This window comes from Aeromonas sp. Marseille-Q7275 (assembly GCF_965119515.1).
Genome location: NZ_CBCPLW010000008.1, coordinates 108,310 through 126,159, shown reverse-complemented (window position 1 = coordinate 126,159; position 17,850 = coordinate 108,310). Strand labels below are relative to the sequence as shown.

At 63.1% G+C, this 17,850-nt stretch carries 18 protein-coding genes and 1 pseudogene; 11 read left to right on the top strand and 8 right to left on the bottom strand.

Annotation, left to right across the window (positions count from 1 at the left end):
• Positions 1-5 precede the first annotated feature (5 nt).
• Positions 6-749, bottom strand: coding sequence for a penicillin-insensitive murein endopeptidase (gene mepA / locus ACWPWQ_RS09710; RefSeq protein ID WP_454009661.1), 744 nt, complete (start codon positions 747-749; stop codon positions 6-8).
• A 164-nt stretch (positions 750-913) separates the two neighbouring features.
• Here mepA and ACWPWQ_RS09705 point away from each other — a divergent pair, with 164 nt between their 5' ends.
• Both ACWPWQ_RS09705 and ACWPWQ_RS09700 read left to right on the top strand, forming a co-directional pair.
• The gene (locus ACWPWQ_RS09705) at positions 914-1,456 is read left to right on the top strand and encodes a hypothetical protein (protein WP_454009660.1); all 543 of its coding nucleotides are present in this window, start codon (positions 914-916) and stop codon (positions 1,454-1,456) included.
• 211 nt (positions 1,457-1,667) lie between these two features.
• Entirely contained in the window at positions 1,668-1,946 is a 279-nt protein-coding gene (locus ACWPWQ_RS09700; protein ID WP_162519307.1) for an RNA recognition motif domain-containing protein, read from the top strand.
• Positions 1,947-2,021: 75 nt separating this feature from the next.
• On the opposite strand, the gene ACWPWQ_RS09695 is transcribed toward ACWPWQ_RS09700, so the two are convergent.
• Entirely contained in the window at positions 2,022-2,921 is a 900-nt protein-coding gene (locus ACWPWQ_RS09695) for an aldo/keto reductase (RefSeq protein ID WP_454009659.1), read from the bottom strand.
• Between the two features lie 178 nt (positions 2,922-3,099).
• On the opposite strand from ACWPWQ_RS09695, the gene ACWPWQ_RS09690 reads away from it, so the two are divergent.
• The 3 genes from ACWPWQ_RS09690 to ltaE all read left to right on the top strand — a co-directional run bounded on the left by ACWPWQ_RS09690 (position 3,100) and on the right by ltaE (position 5,390).
• Positions 3,100-3,507, top strand: coding sequence for an XRE family transcriptional regulator (locus ACWPWQ_RS09690; protein WP_454009693.1), 408 nt, complete (start codon positions 3,100-3,102; stop codon positions 3,505-3,507).
• A gap of 72 nt (positions 3,508-3,579) precedes the next feature.
• On the top strand, positions 3,580-4,287 hold the full coding sequence (locus tag ACWPWQ_RS09685) for a short-chain dehydrogenase (RefSeq protein ID WP_454009658.1): 708 nt from the start codon (positions 3,580-3,582) through the stop codon (positions 4,285-4,287).
• 86 nt (positions 4,288-4,373) lie between these two features.
• Complete coding sequence (gene ltaE / locus ACWPWQ_RS09680) at positions 4,374-5,390, top strand: low-specificity L-threonine aldolase (RefSeq protein ID WP_454009657.1); 1,017 nt, start codon at positions 4,374-4,376, stop codon at positions 5,388-5,390.
• A gap of 67 nt (positions 5,391-5,457) precedes the next feature.
• Here ltaE and ACWPWQ_RS09675 read toward each other — a convergent pair whose 3' ends face one another.
• The 4 genes and pseudogenes from ACWPWQ_RS09675 to ACWPWQ_RS09660 all read right to left on the bottom strand — a co-directional run bounded on the left by ACWPWQ_RS09675 (position 5,458) and on the right by ACWPWQ_RS09660 (position 8,638).
• Positions 5,458-5,889 (bottom strand): PAS domain-containing protein, encoded by a 432-nt coding sequence (locus ACWPWQ_RS09675; protein WP_454009656.1) that lies wholly within the window; start codon positions 5,887-5,889, stop codon positions 5,458-5,460.
• Positions 5,890-5,999: 110 nt separating this feature from the next.
• On the bottom strand, positions 6,000-7,022 hold the full coding sequence (locus ACWPWQ_RS09670; protein WP_454009655.1) for a response regulator: 1,023 nt from the start codon (positions 7,020-7,022) through the stop codon (positions 6,000-6,002).
• A gap of 46 nt (positions 7,023-7,068) precedes the next feature.
• Positions 7,069-8,012: pseudogene (locus ACWPWQ_RS09665) on the bottom strand (LysR family transcriptional regulator).
• Positions 8,013-8,089: 77 nt separating this feature from the next.
• Positions 8,090-8,638 (bottom strand): DUF2982 domain-containing protein, encoded by a 549-nt coding sequence (locus tag ACWPWQ_RS09660; protein WP_236661596.1) that lies wholly within the window; start codon positions 8,636-8,638, stop codon positions 8,090-8,092.
• A 322-nt stretch (positions 8,639-8,960) separates the two neighbouring features.
• On the opposite strand from ACWPWQ_RS09660, the gene ACWPWQ_RS09655 reads away from it, so the two are divergent.
• From ACWPWQ_RS09655 to ACWPWQ_RS09635, 5 genes are all read left to right on the top strand, one after another.
• Positions 8,961-10,901, top strand: a complete 1,941-nt coding sequence (locus ACWPWQ_RS09655) for a putative bifunctional diguanylate cyclase/phosphodiesterase (RefSeq protein WP_454009692.1) — start codon at positions 8,961-8,963, stop codon at positions 10,899-10,901.
• 154 nt (positions 10,902-11,055) lie between these two features.
• Positions 11,056-12,618, top strand: coding sequence for an AbgT family transporter (locus ACWPWQ_RS09650; RefSeq protein ID WP_042650274.1), 1,563 nt, complete (start codon positions 11,056-11,058; stop codon positions 12,616-12,618).
• A 67-nt stretch (positions 12,619-12,685) separates the two neighbouring features.
• Positions 12,686-13,411 (top strand): oxygen-insensitive NADPH nitroreductase, encoded by a 726-nt coding sequence (nfsA, locus tag ACWPWQ_RS09645; RefSeq protein ID WP_454009654.1) that lies wholly within the window; start codon positions 12,686-12,688, stop codon positions 13,409-13,411.
• Positions 13,412-13,570: 159 nt separating this feature from the next.
• Positions 13,571-14,335: a hypothetical protein gene (locus ACWPWQ_RS09640; protein WP_042650272.1), complete on the top strand. Its 765-nt coding sequence runs from the start codon at positions 13,571-13,573 to the stop codon at positions 14,333-14,335.
• Complete coding sequence (locus ACWPWQ_RS09635) at positions 14,329-14,883, top strand: VOC family protein (protein ID WP_454009653.1); 555 nt, start codon at positions 14,329-14,331, stop codon at positions 14,881-14,883. Before ACWPWQ_RS09640 ends, ACWPWQ_RS09635 begins: the two co-directional genes overlap by 7 nt.
• Before the next feature lie 13 nt (positions 14,884-14,896).
• Here the strand turns inward: ACWPWQ_RS09635 and ACWPWQ_RS09630 are convergent, their stop codons facing one another.
• Positions 14,897-16,117, bottom strand: a complete 1,221-nt coding sequence (locus ACWPWQ_RS09630; RefSeq protein ID WP_265436951.1) for an MFS transporter — start codon at positions 16,115-16,117, stop codon at positions 14,897-14,899.
• A gap of 93 nt (positions 16,118-16,210) precedes the next feature.
• On the opposite strand from ACWPWQ_RS09630, the gene ACWPWQ_RS09625 reads away from it, so the two are divergent.
• A complete protein-coding gene (locus tag ACWPWQ_RS09625; RefSeq protein WP_454009652.1) occupies positions 16,211-17,122 on the top strand; it encodes a LysR family transcriptional regulator in 912 nt (303 codons plus the stop codon).
• 86 nt (positions 17,123-17,208) lie between these two features.
• Here the strand turns inward: ACWPWQ_RS09625 and ribA are convergent, their stop codons facing one another.
• Positions 17,209-17,802 (bottom strand): GTP cyclohydrolase II, encoded by a 594-nt coding sequence (gene ribA, locus ACWPWQ_RS09620; protein WP_005327814.1) that lies wholly within the window; start codon positions 17,800-17,802, stop codon positions 17,209-17,211.
• Positions 17,803-17,850 lie beyond the last annotated feature (48 nt).

The following is a 17,850-nucleotide window of genomic DNA, read 5'->3' as shown; positions in this document are numbered from 1 at the left end:
TGTGGTCAGCCCTCACAACGCTTCGGCAAGACGGGGGCTCGGTAGCTCATGGAGACCTTGGGCAACTGGGGCTTGTCCTTGAGCCAGGAGGCCAGCTCGGTATCGCAGCCGTTGCCGGGGGGGATGGGGGCCTGGGGCTGGCAATCCGGGTTGTTCGCCGGGCAGCGCAACCTGACGTGAAAGTGGCTGAAGTGGCCGACCCAGGGGCGCAGCTTGGCGACCCAGGGTTCATCGGCCGCCCGTTTGCACACCTCGGCCTTGATGACGGGGTTGACGAAGATGCGCGCCACCTCGGGCTTGTTGGCGGCGAGGCGCAGCAGATTGAGCTGCCGGGGGCCGAAACGGCCGGGCAGCATACGGTAACTGGGCTCGTCGATCAGCGCCCACTCCTTGGGGGCATCCTGCTCCCACTTGCTGATGGGCCTGTCGGCCATCCGGAACCAGATGTCGGCATCGAGGCCGGTCTGGTGGCTGCGATGACCAGAGGTGAAGGGGCCGCCCCGCGCCATGGCGAGGTCGGCAATATAGAGATCCGGCATGCCGGCCAGCCTGGTCTGGTTGGCCAGGCCCTGCAGGTAGTGAATGAGATCGGGGTGACCGTAATAGCGCAGCCGCTTGCTGCGGATCACCTGATAGCCGGGTCCTGTCAGCGGCAGGGCCACGGCATTGTTAAGGCAACCGGCCGCGTAGCCGCCGATGGCTTCTGCATAGAGGGCGCTGGTGGTGAGCAGCAGGGCAGTGGCGAACATGGGACTCCTGAAGATGGCGGGCTCAGACAGCCCCAAGCATACCAAGAGTGGCGGCCAGTCGTCATCCGTGCCGCCGCGCCGGTTGCAACCCATGGGCGGGCTCGCGCACAATGCGGGCCAACGCCGATGTGGCAGGGCCGTTTCCATCATTTGAGGAGGATGAAATGAGAGTCAGTGAACTGGCATCGCAGGGGGGAGTGAACTGGCTGATGCCCCCGGCGCGACGCTTCTACGGGGTCATGATCTGCCTGTTGCTGGCGAGCCTGGGGACTGTGGTGGCCGCGCTCTTGCTGGGTTATCCCGAGATGGGGCTGCTGCCCTGGGTCGGTCTGGTGTTTGGCGGCATAGTGCTGGTGATGATGGTGTTGCCGCGCAACTGGCAGCGCTGGCGGTTGGCGGAGCTCGCCTGGGACGACCATCACCTCTATCTGCTCAACGGTGGCGAAGACAGGGCCCTGGCCCTGCCGAGGGCGGCACTGGTGGGCATAGAGCGGGATCGCAAGGTGGGACACGACGGTCAGTGGCTCGACTTCAGCCTGGATCTGGAGCTGGATGGGGAGGCCCTGGCCGACGCCACCGCCTTGCTGGGTCTGACCCGGGAAGGCACCCATGAGGTGGCCCCCGGCGTCTATCGCTTCGGTTTTAAACGGGCCTGGCACAGCCGCCGCGCCCTGAGCCGGTTGTTGGCCGCGCTGCAGCCAACCTGACTATTTTCTCGACAATCTATCGCAAAGCTCAGATACTCCCTCTGATTCGAATTGATCTTTCCTGCTCCGATAGTCCAAGAGATCAACGACTTGGGCCTCGAAGCAGGGAGTGCCACGGCATGATGCCATGGCTGGTCCGGCAGGGGGGTTGTGCCCTTACTCCAGGTCGGTGGATGCATAGAGAAGGCACCTTGAATCGAGAGTGGATGGCATGAAGATTTACGTAGGTAATCTGTCGTACCGGATGACGGCCGACGAACTGACAACCGTGTTCAGCCAATTTGGGCAGGTAGACAAGGTCGATATCATCATCGATCGCGATACCGGTCAGTCCAAGGGGTTTGGCTTCATTGAAATGCCTGTCAACGGGGATGCCGAGAAGGCCATCGCCGAGTTGCATGGCACCGAAATAGGTGGCCGGACCATCACAGTTAACCAGGCCAAACCGAAGACAGATGCACCTCGTGGTCGCCCCCAGCGCCATCGTTGAATCGTCTCGATAACGAAAAACGGCATGGATCACTCCATGCCGTTTTTGTTTGCCTCCGCTCAGTGGCGGGCGGGATCAGGGCACATCGTAACCCAGGGCTGCCTTGCGGATGCGGAACCACTGCTGGCGGTTGAGCACGATGGACTCGGCCGCCACGGCGGCGGCGATCCGCTCCCGCTTGCCCGAGCCGATGAGCGGCAGCGGCTGGCTCGGCAGCATCATCACCCAGGCGTAGACCACCTGCTCCAGGTGCTGGGCCCCCACCTCCTGGCGGATCTGCTCGAGCTCGGCCCGCAGCGGGGCATAGGCGGGATCGTTGAACAGCCGTCCGCCACCGAGGCAGGACCAGGCCATGGGCTTGATGCCCAGTTGCTGGCACTGATCCAGGGCGCCATCCAGTGTCCCTTCCTGGTGCAGCGGCGAGATCTCCAGCTGGTTGGTGACCAGGGGGAAGGGCAGGCGGGATTGCAGCAGATTGAACTGATGGGGAGTGAAGTTGGAGACGCCGGCGTGCTTGATCTTGCCCGCCTGCTTGAGGCTGATGAAGGCCTCGGCCACCTCGTCGGCATTCATCAGAGGATCGGGGCGGTGGATCAGCAGCAGATCCAGGTGATCGGTGCCGAGCTTTTGCAAGGAGGCCTCGGCGCTGGCGACGATGTGGCCCTTGCTGGTGTTGTAGTGATTGAGGGCGTGTTCCGGTTTGGCGGTGAGGGCGATGCCGCACTTGCTGACAATCTCCATCCGGCTGCGCAGGGAGGGCTCCAGACGCAGGGCCTGGCCGAAGGCCTCCTCGCACTGGTAACCGCCGTAGATATCGGCGTGATCTATGGTGGTGATCCCGAGATCCAAGTGGTATTTCATCAGATCCAGCAGGGCGGCCGGGGAGAGTTGCCACTCCATCAGGCGCCAGTAGCCCATGATGAGGCGGGAGAAGGTGGGGCCTTGATGGTGCAGGGCAAGACGGGATGCGGACATGGTGACTCCTCTACGGATAAAGCGACGGACAAATAAAGGCAGAATGAATGCTGCCAGCATCTTGGTCTCTTCTGGCGGACAAGGCAATAATACCCCCTTTGCGAATTCGAACTATGGTTCTGACCGACACAGGGGCCCGGGCGCAGAGGCGGGCCGGAAAGACGATGGAGAGGTTATGATGGAAGGATTTGCCGCCAGGCTGCAGAGCCTGATCGGGGAGGGCAGCGTCAGCGCCTTTGCCCGCAAGGTGGGGCTGAGTGAGGCTCTGATCCGCAAGTATCTGAAAGGGGCCGAGCCCGGCCTTGGCAAGGCGAACCAGATCGCCATGGGGGCCAACTGCTCCCTGGAATGGCTCGCCACCGGCTGCGGCTATCTCTACCGCCAGGCCGAGGTGGTGGACAGGGACGCGCTGGCGGCGGCGGGGGCGCTGGTGCAGGAGAAGCTACCCGGCCAGCCGCTGCCGGACGAGGAGCAACTGGTGACCCTGCTCGCCTACTACCAGTTCCTGCGCAGCCACAAGCAGGCGGACGGTTTCCTGGATCTGGCGCGGGCGCGGGAGTTCGGCCGTCATCTGGCAGAGGCCTGAGGCCGCAGGTCAGCAGCAGCCTGCCATTCTTCTGATACCCTCTAAGCAAAGGACAAAACCAAGGACACACAGATGAGTTATCTGATCCTGGGCAGTGGTGGATTGGGGGGGGCCCTGGCCCATGAGCTCGCCAGCCGTGGCGAAGAGTGGTTGCTGGCGGGCAGACAACTGCCCAAAGGGCTGGATCCGGCCTGCTATTTCCCGTTGCAGGAGGTGGACCCGCTCTCCTTCGAGGCCCTGTTTACCCTCTATGACACCGCCACCCTGCCGAGGGTGGTGATCAACACCATAGGTCTGCTGCACGATCTCAGCCATATGCCGGAGCGGCGAGTGGAGGAGGTGAGTCCCCAGTGGCTTGGCGAAAGCCTGCAGGCCAATGCCTGGCCCCACCTGGCCCTGGGTGCCAGCCTGAGCCGGCTGATGACGTTCGAGAGTCGGCTGTGGCTTTGTACCCTCTCCGATCTGGCGGGTAGCCTGGGAGAGGCTCATAGGGAGCCTGCTCGCCGTTACAGCTATCGGATGAGCAAGGCAGCCCTCAACATGGGATCCCGGATCCTGGCCGCCGAGTGGGCCGAGCGATTCCCCGGTGCCGGCGTCATCACGGTTCACCCCGGGCTCATGGACACCCCCATGCAGCAACCCTTCCGGCAGGGGCTTGACCCTGCCCTGTTGCAGGATCCCACCCTGGTGGCGCCGCAGTTGCTGGATCTCCTGGCCTCGCTGACCCTGGCGCACTCCGGCCGCTTCGTGGACCTGCGCGGCCTGCCGCTGCCCTGGTGAGCCGCCGGGCTCACATTCCCGCCCCCCATCCCTTGCCAGCATGGTGCTGGCTGGTTAATGTCATGCTCCTGCATCAGGAGGATGACATGCGCTATATCGATTTACGAAGTGATACCGTGACCCAACCCACGGAAGCCATGCGCCAGAGCATGCTGCACGCCGAGGTGGGCGATGATGTCTACGGGGAAGATCCCAGCATCAATGCGCTGGAGCGTCGGGGTGCCGAGCTGCTGGGCAAAGAGGCGGCCCTGTTCGTGCCATCCGGCACCATGTCCAACCTGCTGGCGATGATGAGCCACTGCCAGCGCGGGGAGGGGGCCGTGCTGGGCTCCGCCTCCCACATCTATCGCTACGAGGCGCAGGGCTCTGCCGTGCTGGGTTCTGTGGCCCTGCAGTCTGTTCCCATGCAAGCCGACGGTACCCTGGCGCTGAGGGACGTGCGGGCCGCCATCGCCCCCGATGATGCCCACTTCGTCCAGACCCGGCTGGTGTGCCTTGAAAATACCCACAACGGCAAGGTGCTGCCGCTGTCCTACCTGCGCGAGATGCGCGATTTTGTGAATGAGCACGGCTTGCTGCTGCACCTGGACGGGGCCCGTCTGTTCAATGCGGTGGTAGCGAGCGGCGAGCCGGTCGCGGCCATAGCGGCCCCCTTCGACAGCATCTCCGTCTGTCTCTCCAAGGGGCTGGGGGCGCCGGTCGGTTCACTGCTGGTGGGCTCCCATGGTTTCATCGTGCGGGCCAGACGGCTGCGCAAGATGCTGGGGGGCGGCATGCGTCAGGGGGGGATCCTGGCCCAGGCTGCGCTGTTCGCCCTGGATCAGCACCTCACCCGGCTGGCGGACGATCATCGCCGTGCCAGGCGCCTGGCTGAGGGGCTGGCCTCCTTGCCCGGTATCTCGCTCAATATGGAAGAGGTGCAGACCAACATGGTGTTCCTGCGCTTGACCCAGGGAGAGCCCGCCACCCTGCTCGGCTTCATGAAGGAGCGCGGCATCCTCTTCTCCGGCTACGGGGAGCTGAGGCTGGTGACCCATCTGCAGATCACCGATGACGACATCGACGAGGTGATCGATGCCTTCACCGAGTTCCTGAACGGCTGAGGGTGATCGGCAAGCATGAAAAGAAGGGCGCCTGATGGCGCCCTTCTTGTGTCTCTGTGCCGAGGGATCATCCCTGGCGCTGGCCCGTGATCAGCATGGCCTCGTCGGTGGCGTCGTAGATCATGATGGCCAGATGGGTGACCTCGCCGCCGAAATCGGCCAGGGGCACCAGGGTCAGGTTCTGGTACATGTGGGGGGCCGAGCCCGTGATGGGGCGATAGTTGGAGAAGCGCAGCAGATAGGGGTGCTGCTCCCAGGTGCTGAAGGCGCGGTTGTTGAGCTTGAACACCATGTTTGCCTTGCGCTCCAGCCAGGCGCGATCCACGTCGGGGAAGAGGTCGAACAGCACCTGATCGCGCACCTCGCCGGCCAGCCGGCCGCTGTGGCTCTCCATGAAGCCGTTCCATACCTGTACCCGGTAGCCCTTGTCGAGCACGACCAGCCCCACGTCCAGGTTCTGGACTATGTTCATCAGCCAATGAAATTCCCGGATTTCCATGGTCACTCCTGGTGCCTGAGTCTGTGTTGTTGATGCTGGCGATGGGATCACCGCTAGAGCATATGCATGAACTTGTGAGTGATGCTGGTGATGGGGTCACACCACTAGCACTAGAGCATATGCATGATCTTGTAGTTCATGGTGGCGATGGAGTCTTCGGTGAACAGCAGCAGCAGGTCGCACTGCACCGCATAGCCCTGCACCCGGTAGTTGATCTCGATGGCCAGGGTGCGGCGCCAGCGGCTCTGGTTGGTGCGAATGAGATCTCTAATGGGTCTGTGTTGACCGAGCACCACGGGGTGGCCCTGGCTGAAGGGGGTGTCGAGCTGGTTGGCGTAGCCGCGCAGGAAGGCCCCGATCAAGACGTTGGCGGTATCCATCAAGAGCTCCAGCTCGGCGTTGTGATCCAGCACCCCCTGATGGTTCATCAGGCGTGCCAGATCCTGGAAGCTGGCATCGTGAAACAGCAGCAGCGCCTCGCCGGCGATACCGGCGCCGATGAAGCCCTGGCAGACGGCGGAGAGGGTGTCCGACTCGGCGGCGGCGGAGAGGGCCATGTGCAGCTCTGAGACCTCCAGCACGTTGACGTTGGGGATGGGCAGCACCACGAAGGCATCCAGCAGGCGAGCCAGCAGATCGGCCCCCTGGCCCATGGCGACGTTGGCGAGCTCCTGATAGACATCCCTGAGCTCGGGGGTGAACTGAATGGTGCTCTCGAGGGGGGCGTGACCGGCGACGGCAAGGGCGGGGGCGGCGGCCGGGTGGGGCGCCGCTTGCCACAGACCGTGGCGGACGAGCAGGGCGAGCAGGCTCTCGGGCGAGGCCGGCTTCTTGATGAAATCGAGGGCCCCGAGGGCCATGACGCGGGCGTGGGCTTCCGGCTGGATGTCGCCGGAGACCACGATCACCTTGCTGCGCAGCCCCTCGCGCTTGAGGGTCTCCAGCACGCCATAGCCGTCCATTTGTGGCATGGTCAGATCGAGAAAGATCAGATCGCCGTGGCCCATCAGGATCTGCTCGACCCCTTCCAGGCCGTCAGCGGCCTGGTGCAGGGTGACATTCCAGCCGGCAGGCAGGGCGCGCATCAACTGCTTGCGAGCGAACCCCGAGTCATCACATATCAATACATTCATAGTGTTAGCCGACCTGTGCAACGAGGATTGCGCTAAGTGTGGGCGATCAACCGTCAGATGCAACGGGCAGTGGCATTGCCGGCAAAAATTGATCGTCCCGCTGATGATGGCGATAGCGTGCGGAGTATTTCTCGACGAAATCGGCAAACATCTTAACACGCAACGGCGTGAACTGGGGCTGGCATTGGAGCATGTAGAAGGGGCGCTTGCCCGACTGCCAGTCCGGCAGCACGGCGACCAGCTGCTCGTCCTGCAGGAAGGGGTGCACATAGTGCAGGGGGGCATTGACGATGCCGAGGTGGCGCCGGGCCGCCCGCACCGCGGCCTGGGTCTGGTTGACGTTCAGGCGCGGTGTCCGCTTGATCTGCACCGTCTGCTGATCCCGCCCGCTCAGCTGCCAGTGCTGGTGGGGCCAGCAGTAGATGAGATCGTGCTCTTCCAGCTGGGCCGGGTGGGAGGGGATGCCCATCTTCTCCAGATAGAGGGGGAGGCAAACAGGCCGTACTCGATGTGGCCGAGGCAGAGGGCATTGGGCAGGGTCTGGGAGAGCTCGCCGTTGAAAAACACCAGATCCCTGTCCTGATCGCAGAGGGGGGCGTGGTCATTGGTCTGGCTGATGTCGAACTGCACCCCGGGATAGCGCAGACCGAAGTCTGCCAGCATGTCGACCAGGATGGTATTGGAGAGGGCGATGGGCGCGGCGAGGCGGATGAGGCCGCTGATGTCCCTCTCCTGGCCCTGGATCTCGCCGGTCGCCTGCTCGATTTCGGCCAGCGGCGTGCACAGGCGCTCGTAATAGCGCAGCCCCTCGTCGGTGAGGCGCAGCTTGCGGGTGGAGCGGTGCAGCAAGGCGCACCCGAGCTGTTCTTCCAGTTGTGAGATGCGTCGACTGATGGTGCCGGTCGGCATGCCCAACGCGGCGGCGGCGTGGGAGAAACCGCCCTCTTGCACCACCTTGACGAACAGATAGAACTCTTCGATGTACTTCATAAGCGGCTTAGGGGGTGTTTGTAACAAGCCAGTGACCTTATGAAGAGTCGCCAGGCTTGGCAAGCGCAATCCGGCGTTTAATTGATCTGGATTAGATTCGACTCGCGCTGGTACTGATTGAGCAGATGGACGAAGTCGGCGGGGGGGCGATCCAGGCTGTTGTCCGGCACCAGCAGATCATAACCCAGCAGATCCCGCAGCCTGGCCATGCGGTTGCCCAGCATGGCGATCACCCCATCGTACTGCTGGCCAGAGGGGGAGCGAAAGCGGCTCTCCTCCAGCAACCCCTCGCCCAGCAGACCGCTGCCGCAGCCTCCGGTGAGGCAGTCGGGGCGCTCGCTGTTCATGGCCTGCAACAGCACGGCGCGCTGCTCGGTCAGCAGGCGAACGGCCAGCCTGGGTGTGATCAGCGTCAAGAAATCGTCGTAATCCTTAATCTTCAAACCAATGTAGGGCAGGGGCACCAGATCCCACCCTAAATGGATACGTGGCTGGTCAATTCGCTGAATATTTCTCCATTTCAGGATCCAGCCACCGTACTTATGGTGATATTGCAGACAATCCTGACACAGAGAGAGACTAAAATGAGGCTCAGCCAGTTTCAGCGCCCCGACAAGAATTGTCATCAGACCCGTCAGCAGGAGGAAGATGACCGGCATTAGTAGTTGTTCAGGAAAGAAAAAAAGTATAAAAATCATAGTAATGGTTATGACCATGCCCAACAGTACCAGTGTGAGCCCATTTCTTCTGACCATGGGGATCACATGTAGCGTTTTCATATGATTTCGGCCCTTTTTCACCTGCCTGTTTCCAGATTATGGGTCGGAACGGATTTTGTACCAGCACGGACGCGTTTGCCAAAGACGGATCCAGGCTGGTTCTGCCATGAGCTTTCAGCATGAATCATCACGCAACATGAATACGCTAGACGAACGCCTGCTTACCGCAATGGACGTGCTCCATACGCCCATCTGGGTCTATGACATCCAGCGTCACCACATTTACTGGGCCAATGGCTCCGCCCTGGGTTTGTGGGAGGCGAGCTCCCTGGCCGAGCTGCAATCCCGCGACTTCTCGGCCGACATGGCCGCCGCCATCGATCTGCTGTTGCAGCGTTATCTCGGTGATTTTCAACAGGATCGCAGTTACAACGAGTGGTGGACCCTCTCCCCCAAGGGGGTCAAGAAGCAGGTCTATCTGCGCCTCTCCGGCATCCAGCTTGCCGGGCGCCAGATGATGATGACGGAGGCGGTCATCGATGCCGATACCCTCTATCAGGAGTCCTCCCTCGCCACCGGCGACACCCTGGCCTGCCTGTTCGACAACGAGGGGGGCCTCGAGAGCGGCAACCACCACTTCGACATGTGCTTTGGCACTGGCATCACCCGGCTGGCCCAGGTCTTCTCCGGTGACGACGAGGCCTTCTACACCCGGCTCTCCCGGGTGGGAGAGGTGGTGGCCGAGGGGGAGTGCCGGACCCGGAAGGGGATGCGCTGGTTCCAGTATCAGTTCCGCCACATCCAGCAGGGGGCCCGGATCCTGCTGACCATGCGGGACATCACGGATCGCAAGCTCGAGGAGCTGGAACACCGTCACCTGGCCTGGCACGACTCCCTCACCGGCCTGCTCAATCGCTACGGCCTGATGAAGTCCCTCGAGGCCTACTGCGGCCTGGGGGGGCGCTTTGCCCTGGTGTTCATGGATCTGGACAACTTCAAGCTGGTCAATGACAACTATGGCCACAAGGCGGGGGATCGCCTGCTGGAGCGGGTGGCCGGCCGGCTCAAGCAGATCTGCCCGCGGGATGTGGAGCTGGCGCGCCTCGGCGGGGACGAGTTCACCGCCCTGGTGCCCCTCGGTCAGGTCAGCGAGCGGGCGCAGGAGGTGGCGGATCTCATGCTCTCCCAGATGAGCAAGCCGCTGCAGCTGAGCGGGGTGCCCGAGGTCACCATAGGCGGCAGCATCGGCATCGCCATCTATCCGGACGATGCGGACGACGGGGACAACCTTATCACCCGCGCCGACATGGCCATGTACCAGGCCAAGCAGATGGGGCGCCTGCGCTGGCAGCGCTTCACCCCCAGCATGCAGCAGAGCCTGCACCGCAAGCTGACCCTGAAGCAGTTTCTGGCCAAGGCCGTCGGCCGGGGGGAGCTGAGCCTGCGCTATCAACCCCAGGTGGACGTGGCCCAGGGGAAGCTCATCGGTCTGGAGGCCCTGCTGCGCTGGTACAACCCCGTGCTCGGGCACGTTTCGCCGGCGGAGTTCATCCCGCTTGCCGAAGAGATGGGGCTTATTCGTGAAATCGGGAGCTGGGTGCTCGCCACTGCCTTGGCCCAGATGGGGGAGTGGCAGCGTCAATGGCAGGTGCGGGTGCCGGTCTCGGTCAACCTCTCCGGCTTCCAGCTCTCCGCCTCCCTGCCGGGGCAGGTGGCGCAGCAGCTCAGGGAGTCCAATGTCGAGGCGGGCCTGCTGACCCTGGAGCTGACCGAAACCGTGCTGATGCTGGACATGAAGGGCTGCATCGAGATCCTCGACGCCCTGAGCGAGCAGGGGATCAAGATCGCCATCGACGACTTCGGCACCGGCTACTCCTCGCTCGCCTACCTCAACCGCCTGCCCATCGACACCATCAAGCTGGATCGCTCCTTCGTGGTGGGGCTGAACCTGCCGGTGATCCGGGCCACAGTGGCCATGGCCACCAGCCTGGGGCTCGGGATCCTGGCGGAAGGGGTGGAGGACGAGCACGAGCTGGCGGCCCTGCGGGCCCAGGGCTGCCACGTCTTCCAGGGCTTCCTGTTCAGCCCCCCCATGACCCCGGAGGAGGTGGCGGCGGCAGGCTTCGGGATCCAGTGCAAGCTTGGCCACTATCCGCTGGCAAGTCGTTGAGATCCTTGCCGATAAGTGTGCGGCATGTCCCATTTCAGGAGTGCTACATGCCAAATTAAACATAATTAATCGAATTTTTGTCTCATATCATGGGATTCATTAGACGTTATCGCTAGTATGCGCGCTCATTCCTTGGTAATGGAGTATCACCATAATGAGTCAAGCCGCAGTGAACGAGCGTCCGGCCAGTCCCAATGGCTGGTTGAACCGCTTCCTGAACGGGGTCGAGAAGGCGGGCAACAAGCTGCCGGATCCCGCCATGTTGTTCCTCTATGCCTTGCTGATCGTCTGGGTCGGCTCCTGGATAGGCTCCCAGTTCTCCTTCGATCTGGTCAACCCTCGCACCGGAGAGGCCGTGGTGGTCAACAATCTGTTGACCGGGGCAGGGCTGGCCGAGTTTCTCGCCAGCATGGTCACCACCTTCACCGGCTTTGCGCCCCTTGGCATAGTGCTGGTGGCCATGCTGGGGGTCGGGGTGGCCGAGCAGTCCGGCTTCATCAACACCGGCCTGAAGAAGTTGCTCAAGGTCACCCCGGCGCGCTTCCTGACCCCCATGCTGATCCTGGTGGCCATCGTCAGCCATACCGCAGCAGATGCGGGCTATGTGCTGGTGATCCCCATCGGTGGCATCATCTTCCATGCGGCGGGCCGTCACCCACTGGCGGGCATAGCCGCGGCCTTTGCCGGGGTCTCCGGTGGCTTCGCCGCCAACTTCCTCCCCTCAGGCGGGGATGCCCTGCTGCAGGGGTTCACCCAGTCGGCGGCCCAGCTGCTCGACCCCGACTACATGGTCAACACCCTGTGCAACATCATCTTCACCGGCGCCTCCTCCCTGCTGATCATCTGCGTGGGCTGGTTTGTCACCGAGAAGATAGTGGAGCCGCGCCTCAAGCAGGTGCCCCTCAACGAGGATCTGGAGAGTGCCGACGAGATGGGGCGCTACAGCGCGCAGGAGAGCCGGGCCTTCAACTGGGCCGGGTTTGCCATGCTGGCGGCCGTGGTGCTGCTGGGGCTGGCCCTGTCCCCGGACGACTCGCCGATGCGGGCACCGGATGGATCGCTCACCACCTTCGCGGCGCCCGTGATGAAGTCCATCGTGCCCCTCATCTTCCTGCTCTTCATCCTGCCCGGCATCGTCTACGGCTTCGTGGCAGGGAGCTTCAAGAGCGGCAAGGATGTGATCGATGCCATGTCGGCCACCATGAACAAGATGGGCTCCTACATGGTGATGGCCTTCTTCTGCGCCCTCTTCATCAAGGCATTCGGTGACTCCAACCTGGGGACCCTGCTGGCCCTCTCCGGCGCCGAGGTGCTCCACGCCCTGGCGCTGCCGGGGGAGGTGACCATAGTCGGCATGATACTGCTCACCGCCAGCGTCAACCTGGTGGTGGGGTCGGCCTCGGCCAAGTGGGCGCTCATCAGCCCCATCCTGGTGCCCATGCTGATGGCGGTGGGGATCTCCCCCGAGCTGACCCAGGCCGCCTATCGGGTAGGGGATTCCGCCTCCAACATCATCACCCCGCTGATGGTCTTCTTCCCCCTGGTGGTGGTCTACTGCCAGCAGTATGTGAAGAGCACCGGCATCGGCACCCTGGTCTCCATGATGCTGCCCTACTCCCTGGCCTTCCTGGTGAGCTGGACCTGCTTCCTGCTGCTCTACTGGGCGCTGGGCTTCCCGCTAGGGCTGCAGGCCCCCTATGTCTATCCTGCCCCCTGAGGGTGACGAGGGGCCTTGGGCCCCTCGCTTTTTTTGGGTACAGTGTGGCCTTCATTTTGGAGGCACCATGAACCCGACCATAGATCTCATCCTTTCCCATCGCTCCATTCGTCAGTTCACCCCTGAGCCCATCAGCGCCTCGCAACTCGATCAGATACTGAGCGCCGCCCAGAGCGCCTCCAGCTCCAGCTTCCTGCAGGCCAACAGCCTTATCCGGGTGACCGACAAGGGGCTGCGTGCCACCCTGGCCGAGCTGGCCGGGCACCAGGCCCATGTGGCCGAGGCGGCGGAGTTCCTGCTGTTTTGCGCCGACTATCAGCGCCACAGCCAGATAGTGCCGGAGGCCCAGACCGGTTTCGTGGAGCAGCTCATGATAGGGGCCATCGACGGGGCCCTGATGGCCCAGAATGCCCTGCTGGCGGCCCAGTCCCTGGGCCTGGGGGGCGTCTACATCGGCGGCATTCGCAACAACCCGACGGCGGTGAGCGAGCTGCTGGGGCTGCCTCATCAGGTGATCCCGCTGTTCGGCCTCTGCCTGGGTCATCCCGACCAGCAGCCTGAGCAGAAGCCGCGGCTGCCCCGCGCGCTGGTGGTGCACGAGAACCGCTATCCAGAGACGCTCGATCGCGCCCTGCTGGCGCAATACGACAGCCAAATCCACGACTACTACCTGGCCCGCAGCAGCAACAACAAGGTGCAGACCTGGAGCGGACAGATCAAGGCCATCCTCGGCAAGGAGGCGCGTCCCTTCATGCTGGGATTCCTCCAGTCGAAGGGGTTTTGCCTCAAGTAATGGGGGCGGCGGGCGATATGGAGCATGAGGCCCCGGGCATCGCCCTTGCCGCGGCTCCCTTGCGTTGTTGTGAGGCAAGGTGCGATCTGGGCGCTACCCTATGCGGGTAAGCTGTTGTAGGATCACGCAATTGGATTGGGACAGGAGTGTGAATACCCTATGATTTTAACCTTGATATTGCTGTCGATTGGCGCACTCCTGTTTCTGGTCATCGCCTATAACGTGGTGCAGCAATACAAACAGAAGGCGGAAGCCGACAAGCGCCAGGCCATCGCCCGCCACAAGGCGGTGGCGGACGAGACCGAAGAGGTGCTGCTGAACGTCAACCTGGTGCCCTTCTCCAAGAACATGGTGCTGCTGCTGCAACACCGGATCCTGGATGCCTACCGCGCCATAGTGCAGGTGATGCCGAACCCTCAGGTCAAGCAGCGCATCATCGACGTCCAGACCCAGATCAAGAACGTGCAGGAGAACTACAGCAGTCAGGACGAGGGGCACTTCAAGACCCCGGAGTCCGATCGTCAGGCGATCCAGATGCTGCAACTGGCCAAGAAGATGCGGGCCGTGCTGCGGGTCGAGCACAACAAGGGCAAGATTGATCCCCAGGGGTTCGCCCAGGAGGATCGCCGCCTCGAGCTGATGCAGCTCAAGATCAACATCGCCAACCTGATCAAGCGGGCCATGGATGCCCAGATCCAGGGGCAGTACGGCACCTGCCGTCAGCTCTATACCAAGGGGCTCGGCGCCCTGGCCAATGTCTCCGACAAGGATCCCTACCTGCTGGCGCGGGAAGAGGACATGCGCCAGGGGATGCGCCAGCTGGAAGAACATCTGCAGCAGCACAGCGAGAAGGAGCTGCAAAACATCAAGGACAAAGAAGCGGACGAGCTCGATGTCCTGTTCCAACCCAAGAAGAAATGGTGATCATGTCTCATCCACTGGATACCACGCTGGGGCCCATGGCCCCATTCGTTTGCCAACTGCTCACTGAAATGCACGCCCTCATGGGAGAGTGCGAGGCCCCCCAGGTGGATCATCTCTGCTACCGCGCCGCCACCCTGCCGGAATACCTCGCCCTGAAAGAGACGCTGGCGCGCCATGGGGTGCTGCTGGTGGAGGGGATGATAGGGGGCCGCCCCATCGCCACCTATCGCCTGCATCAACCCGTCTGCTGGCAGCAGATCACTGTCCCCTGCATCGAGCTGGCCGCCCCCAAGGCGGGCCGCGCCCATCAGGCGGGGCTGGAGCACATAGAGCTGGTGGTGCCCTCGCTGCCAGCCCTGGTGGCCGCCCATCCCGGGCTTGCGTTCAAGACGGCCAACATGGACGACGGGCGCAACCCGGATGTGGGGATGATGCTGCCGTCGGGGCAGATCAAGTTTCATCTGCGCCCCTTGAGCGAGGTGATCGACGAGGAGCTGCACACAGGCGCCGTGGTGCCGGTGCCGGCGGACTATTACGACGGCCTGTGAGTTGCGGGCCCCGTCACTGGCGTGACGAGGCGTGACAGGAGAGGGGCGGCGCCGCGCGCCCCTTGAGATGACCGAGCCAGAGGCTCAAGGCGGCGGTGACGCACAATACCAGCTCGATGCCGAGCACCAATCCCCAGAGACCCCCCCGCTCCCAGAAGGGATGCAAGTAAAGCCCCCCCAGACTGGCCCCCAGATAATATCCCACCAGATAGAGCGACGAGGCGAGCGCCCTGTTGTGCTCCACATGCTGACCGACCCAGGCGCTGGCGCAGGCGTGGGCGAGGAAGAAGCCGAAGCTCGAGACCAGCAGACCCCCTATGATGGCGGCAAGGGTCCCCTGCAGCAGGGCGAGGCTGCCGAGCGCCATCAGGGTGATCCCCGCCAGCAGCAGGCGCTGCGCCCCAAAGCGATGGGCACAGCGGCCGCTCAGGGAGGAGGCGAGGGTGCCGGTGAGGTAGGTCAGAAACAGCATGCCGAGCCACTGGGTCGGCAGGGAGAAGGGGGCCTTGGCCAGCAGGAAGGTGAGGTAGCTGTACTGGTTCAGGAAGACCATGAAGTTGAGCCCGCCGATGAGATAGGCACCCAGCAGCAAGGGATTGCCGAGGTGGCTCTGGATGGCGCGGCGCAGTTGCCCCGGGGCGGCCTCCACGGCCACGAAGCGGGTCTGGGCCGGTAGCAGCCAGATGACCAGCGGCAATAGGGCGAGACTGATGAGTCCGATGCCGAGGAAGGTATGCTGCCAGTCCCCGAACCAGCCTGCCAGCAGGCCGCCGACCACACGGCCGGCGATGCCGCCGAGGGAGTTTGCGGCGATATAGACCCCCACCGCCGAGAGCAGGGCGCGCTTGCTGAACTCTTCTCCCATGTAGGCGATGGCGGTGGCAGGCAGCCCGGCCAGGAGCGCCCCCTGTAGCACGCGCAGGCACACCAGCAGATCGAAGCGGGTCACCCAGGGAATGCACAGGGAGAGCAGGATGGCGCAGGTCAGGGTCCACAGCATGATCCGGCGTCGCCCGAACCTGTCCGCCAGGCGGGCGCAGATGAGCAGGGATCCCGCGAGCCCCGCGGTGCAGCCCGCCAGGGTCCATCCCGCCGACAGGGAGCTGACGGAGAACACCTCCGCCAGCAGGGGCAGCAGGGGGTGGGTCTGATAGAGATTGAGAAATACCAGGAAGGATCCCAGGCTGAGGGCCAGGGTGGCGCGTATCCATTCGCGACTGCCGACTTCGATCATTTGGAGTTGTCCCGACGACTTTTGTGCAGAGTAGTGGGTCGCCTTATATAAATATAATATATTTAAGTTATCAGTCTAATAAATGGAATTGATATGGATCTGAAACAGCTCGGTTACCTGCTGGCGGTGCGGGACGCGGGTTCCTTTACCAAGGCCGCCCAGGGCCTGCACGTGGCGCAACCGGCCGTCAGCATGGCCATCGCCAAGCTGGAACAACAACTCGATCTGCGCCTGTTCGACAGGCAGGATCGCAGCGTGCGGCTCACCCCGGAGGGAGAGGTGCTCTGCCGCCATGCCGAGCGGCTGCTGCTGCAGATGCACCAGGCAGAGGCGGAGATGGCCGAGCTCAAGGGACTGGAGCGGGGGGAGGTGCGCATCGGCATCCCCTACATGATGGGCTCCTATTACTTCCCGCCGATCCTGATGGCGTTCAAGCATCGCTACCCCGGTTTGAAGATCCGGGTGGAGGAGGCGGGCACCCGGGAACTGCTCAGTCGCATGGTGGACGGCAGCCTGGATCTCGCCATCCTCATCACCAGCGACTTGCCGCCTGCTCTCGAGGGGGCCCAGCTGCTGCGGGAAGAGATGCTGATGGTGGTGGGGGAGGAGCATCCTCTGCGGGGGGCCGGCGCTGTCTCGCTGCCCCAGTTCTTCAACCAGGAGCTCGCCATGTTCCGGCGGGGCTTCTACCACAGAGAGCACATGGAGGCGCTGGCACAAGGCCTGGGAATCGAGCCCAACATCGGCTTCGAGAGCAACCTCATCCCCCTGCTCAAGGCGGTGGTGAGACAAGGGTTCGCCGTGACCACCTTCCTGCGCATGGCGCTGGAGGAGGAGACGACTCTCAGCGGGATCCCCTTTGCTCCGCCCATCTTCCTCGATCTCTGCGTGGCCTGGCGGCGGGGGGATCCCCTCTCCATGGCCAACCGGGCGCTGCGGGATTTCCTGTTGGCACAGGCCAAGCCGGAGCCAACCCCGGACTGTGCCCTGAGGGGCAACAACTAGGGGGACAACAGATAGGGCAGCAAGATCGCCAACAAAAACGCCTCCCGATGGAGGCGTTTTTCATGCCGATGCCGGGCTGCGAGCCATCACTTCTTGAACAGGTGATCCAGCTTGTTGGCCTTGGTGGAGAGATAGAACTCGTTGTGGGGATTGCGACCCTCCTGCAGGGGGACGCGCTCGGCCACCGGAATGCCAAAGGATTCCATCGCCTTCAGCTTGCGCGGGTTGTTGGTCATCAGGCGCAGGCTCTTGACCTCCAAGGCCTTCAGCATGTCGGCACAGATGGTGTAATCGCGCATGTCGGCGGCAAAGCCCAGTGCCACGTTGGCTTCGACGGTGTCGGCGCCCTGATCCTGCAGATGATAGGCGCGGATCTTGTTGAGCAGGCCGATGCCACGCCCTTCCTGACGGACATACAGCAAGACGCCGCGACCGGCCTTGGCGATCTTCTCCATGGCGGCCTGCAGCTGGAAGCCGCAGTCGCAGCGAAGGCTGAACAGGGCATCCCCGGTCAGACACTCGGAATGAATTCGGCCCAGCACGGGCTCACCGTCCGCGATATCGCCCATCACCAGCGCGGCGTGATCCTTGCCTGTGCCGGTTTCCTGAAAGCCTACCAGCGTGAAGATACCCCAAGGGGTCGGCAACTTGGATTTGGCTACGAGAGTAATGCTGCTCATAGGGTTGCTCCTGACTACAGCTGCTTGAAAAAGGCGGCTAGTTTAACG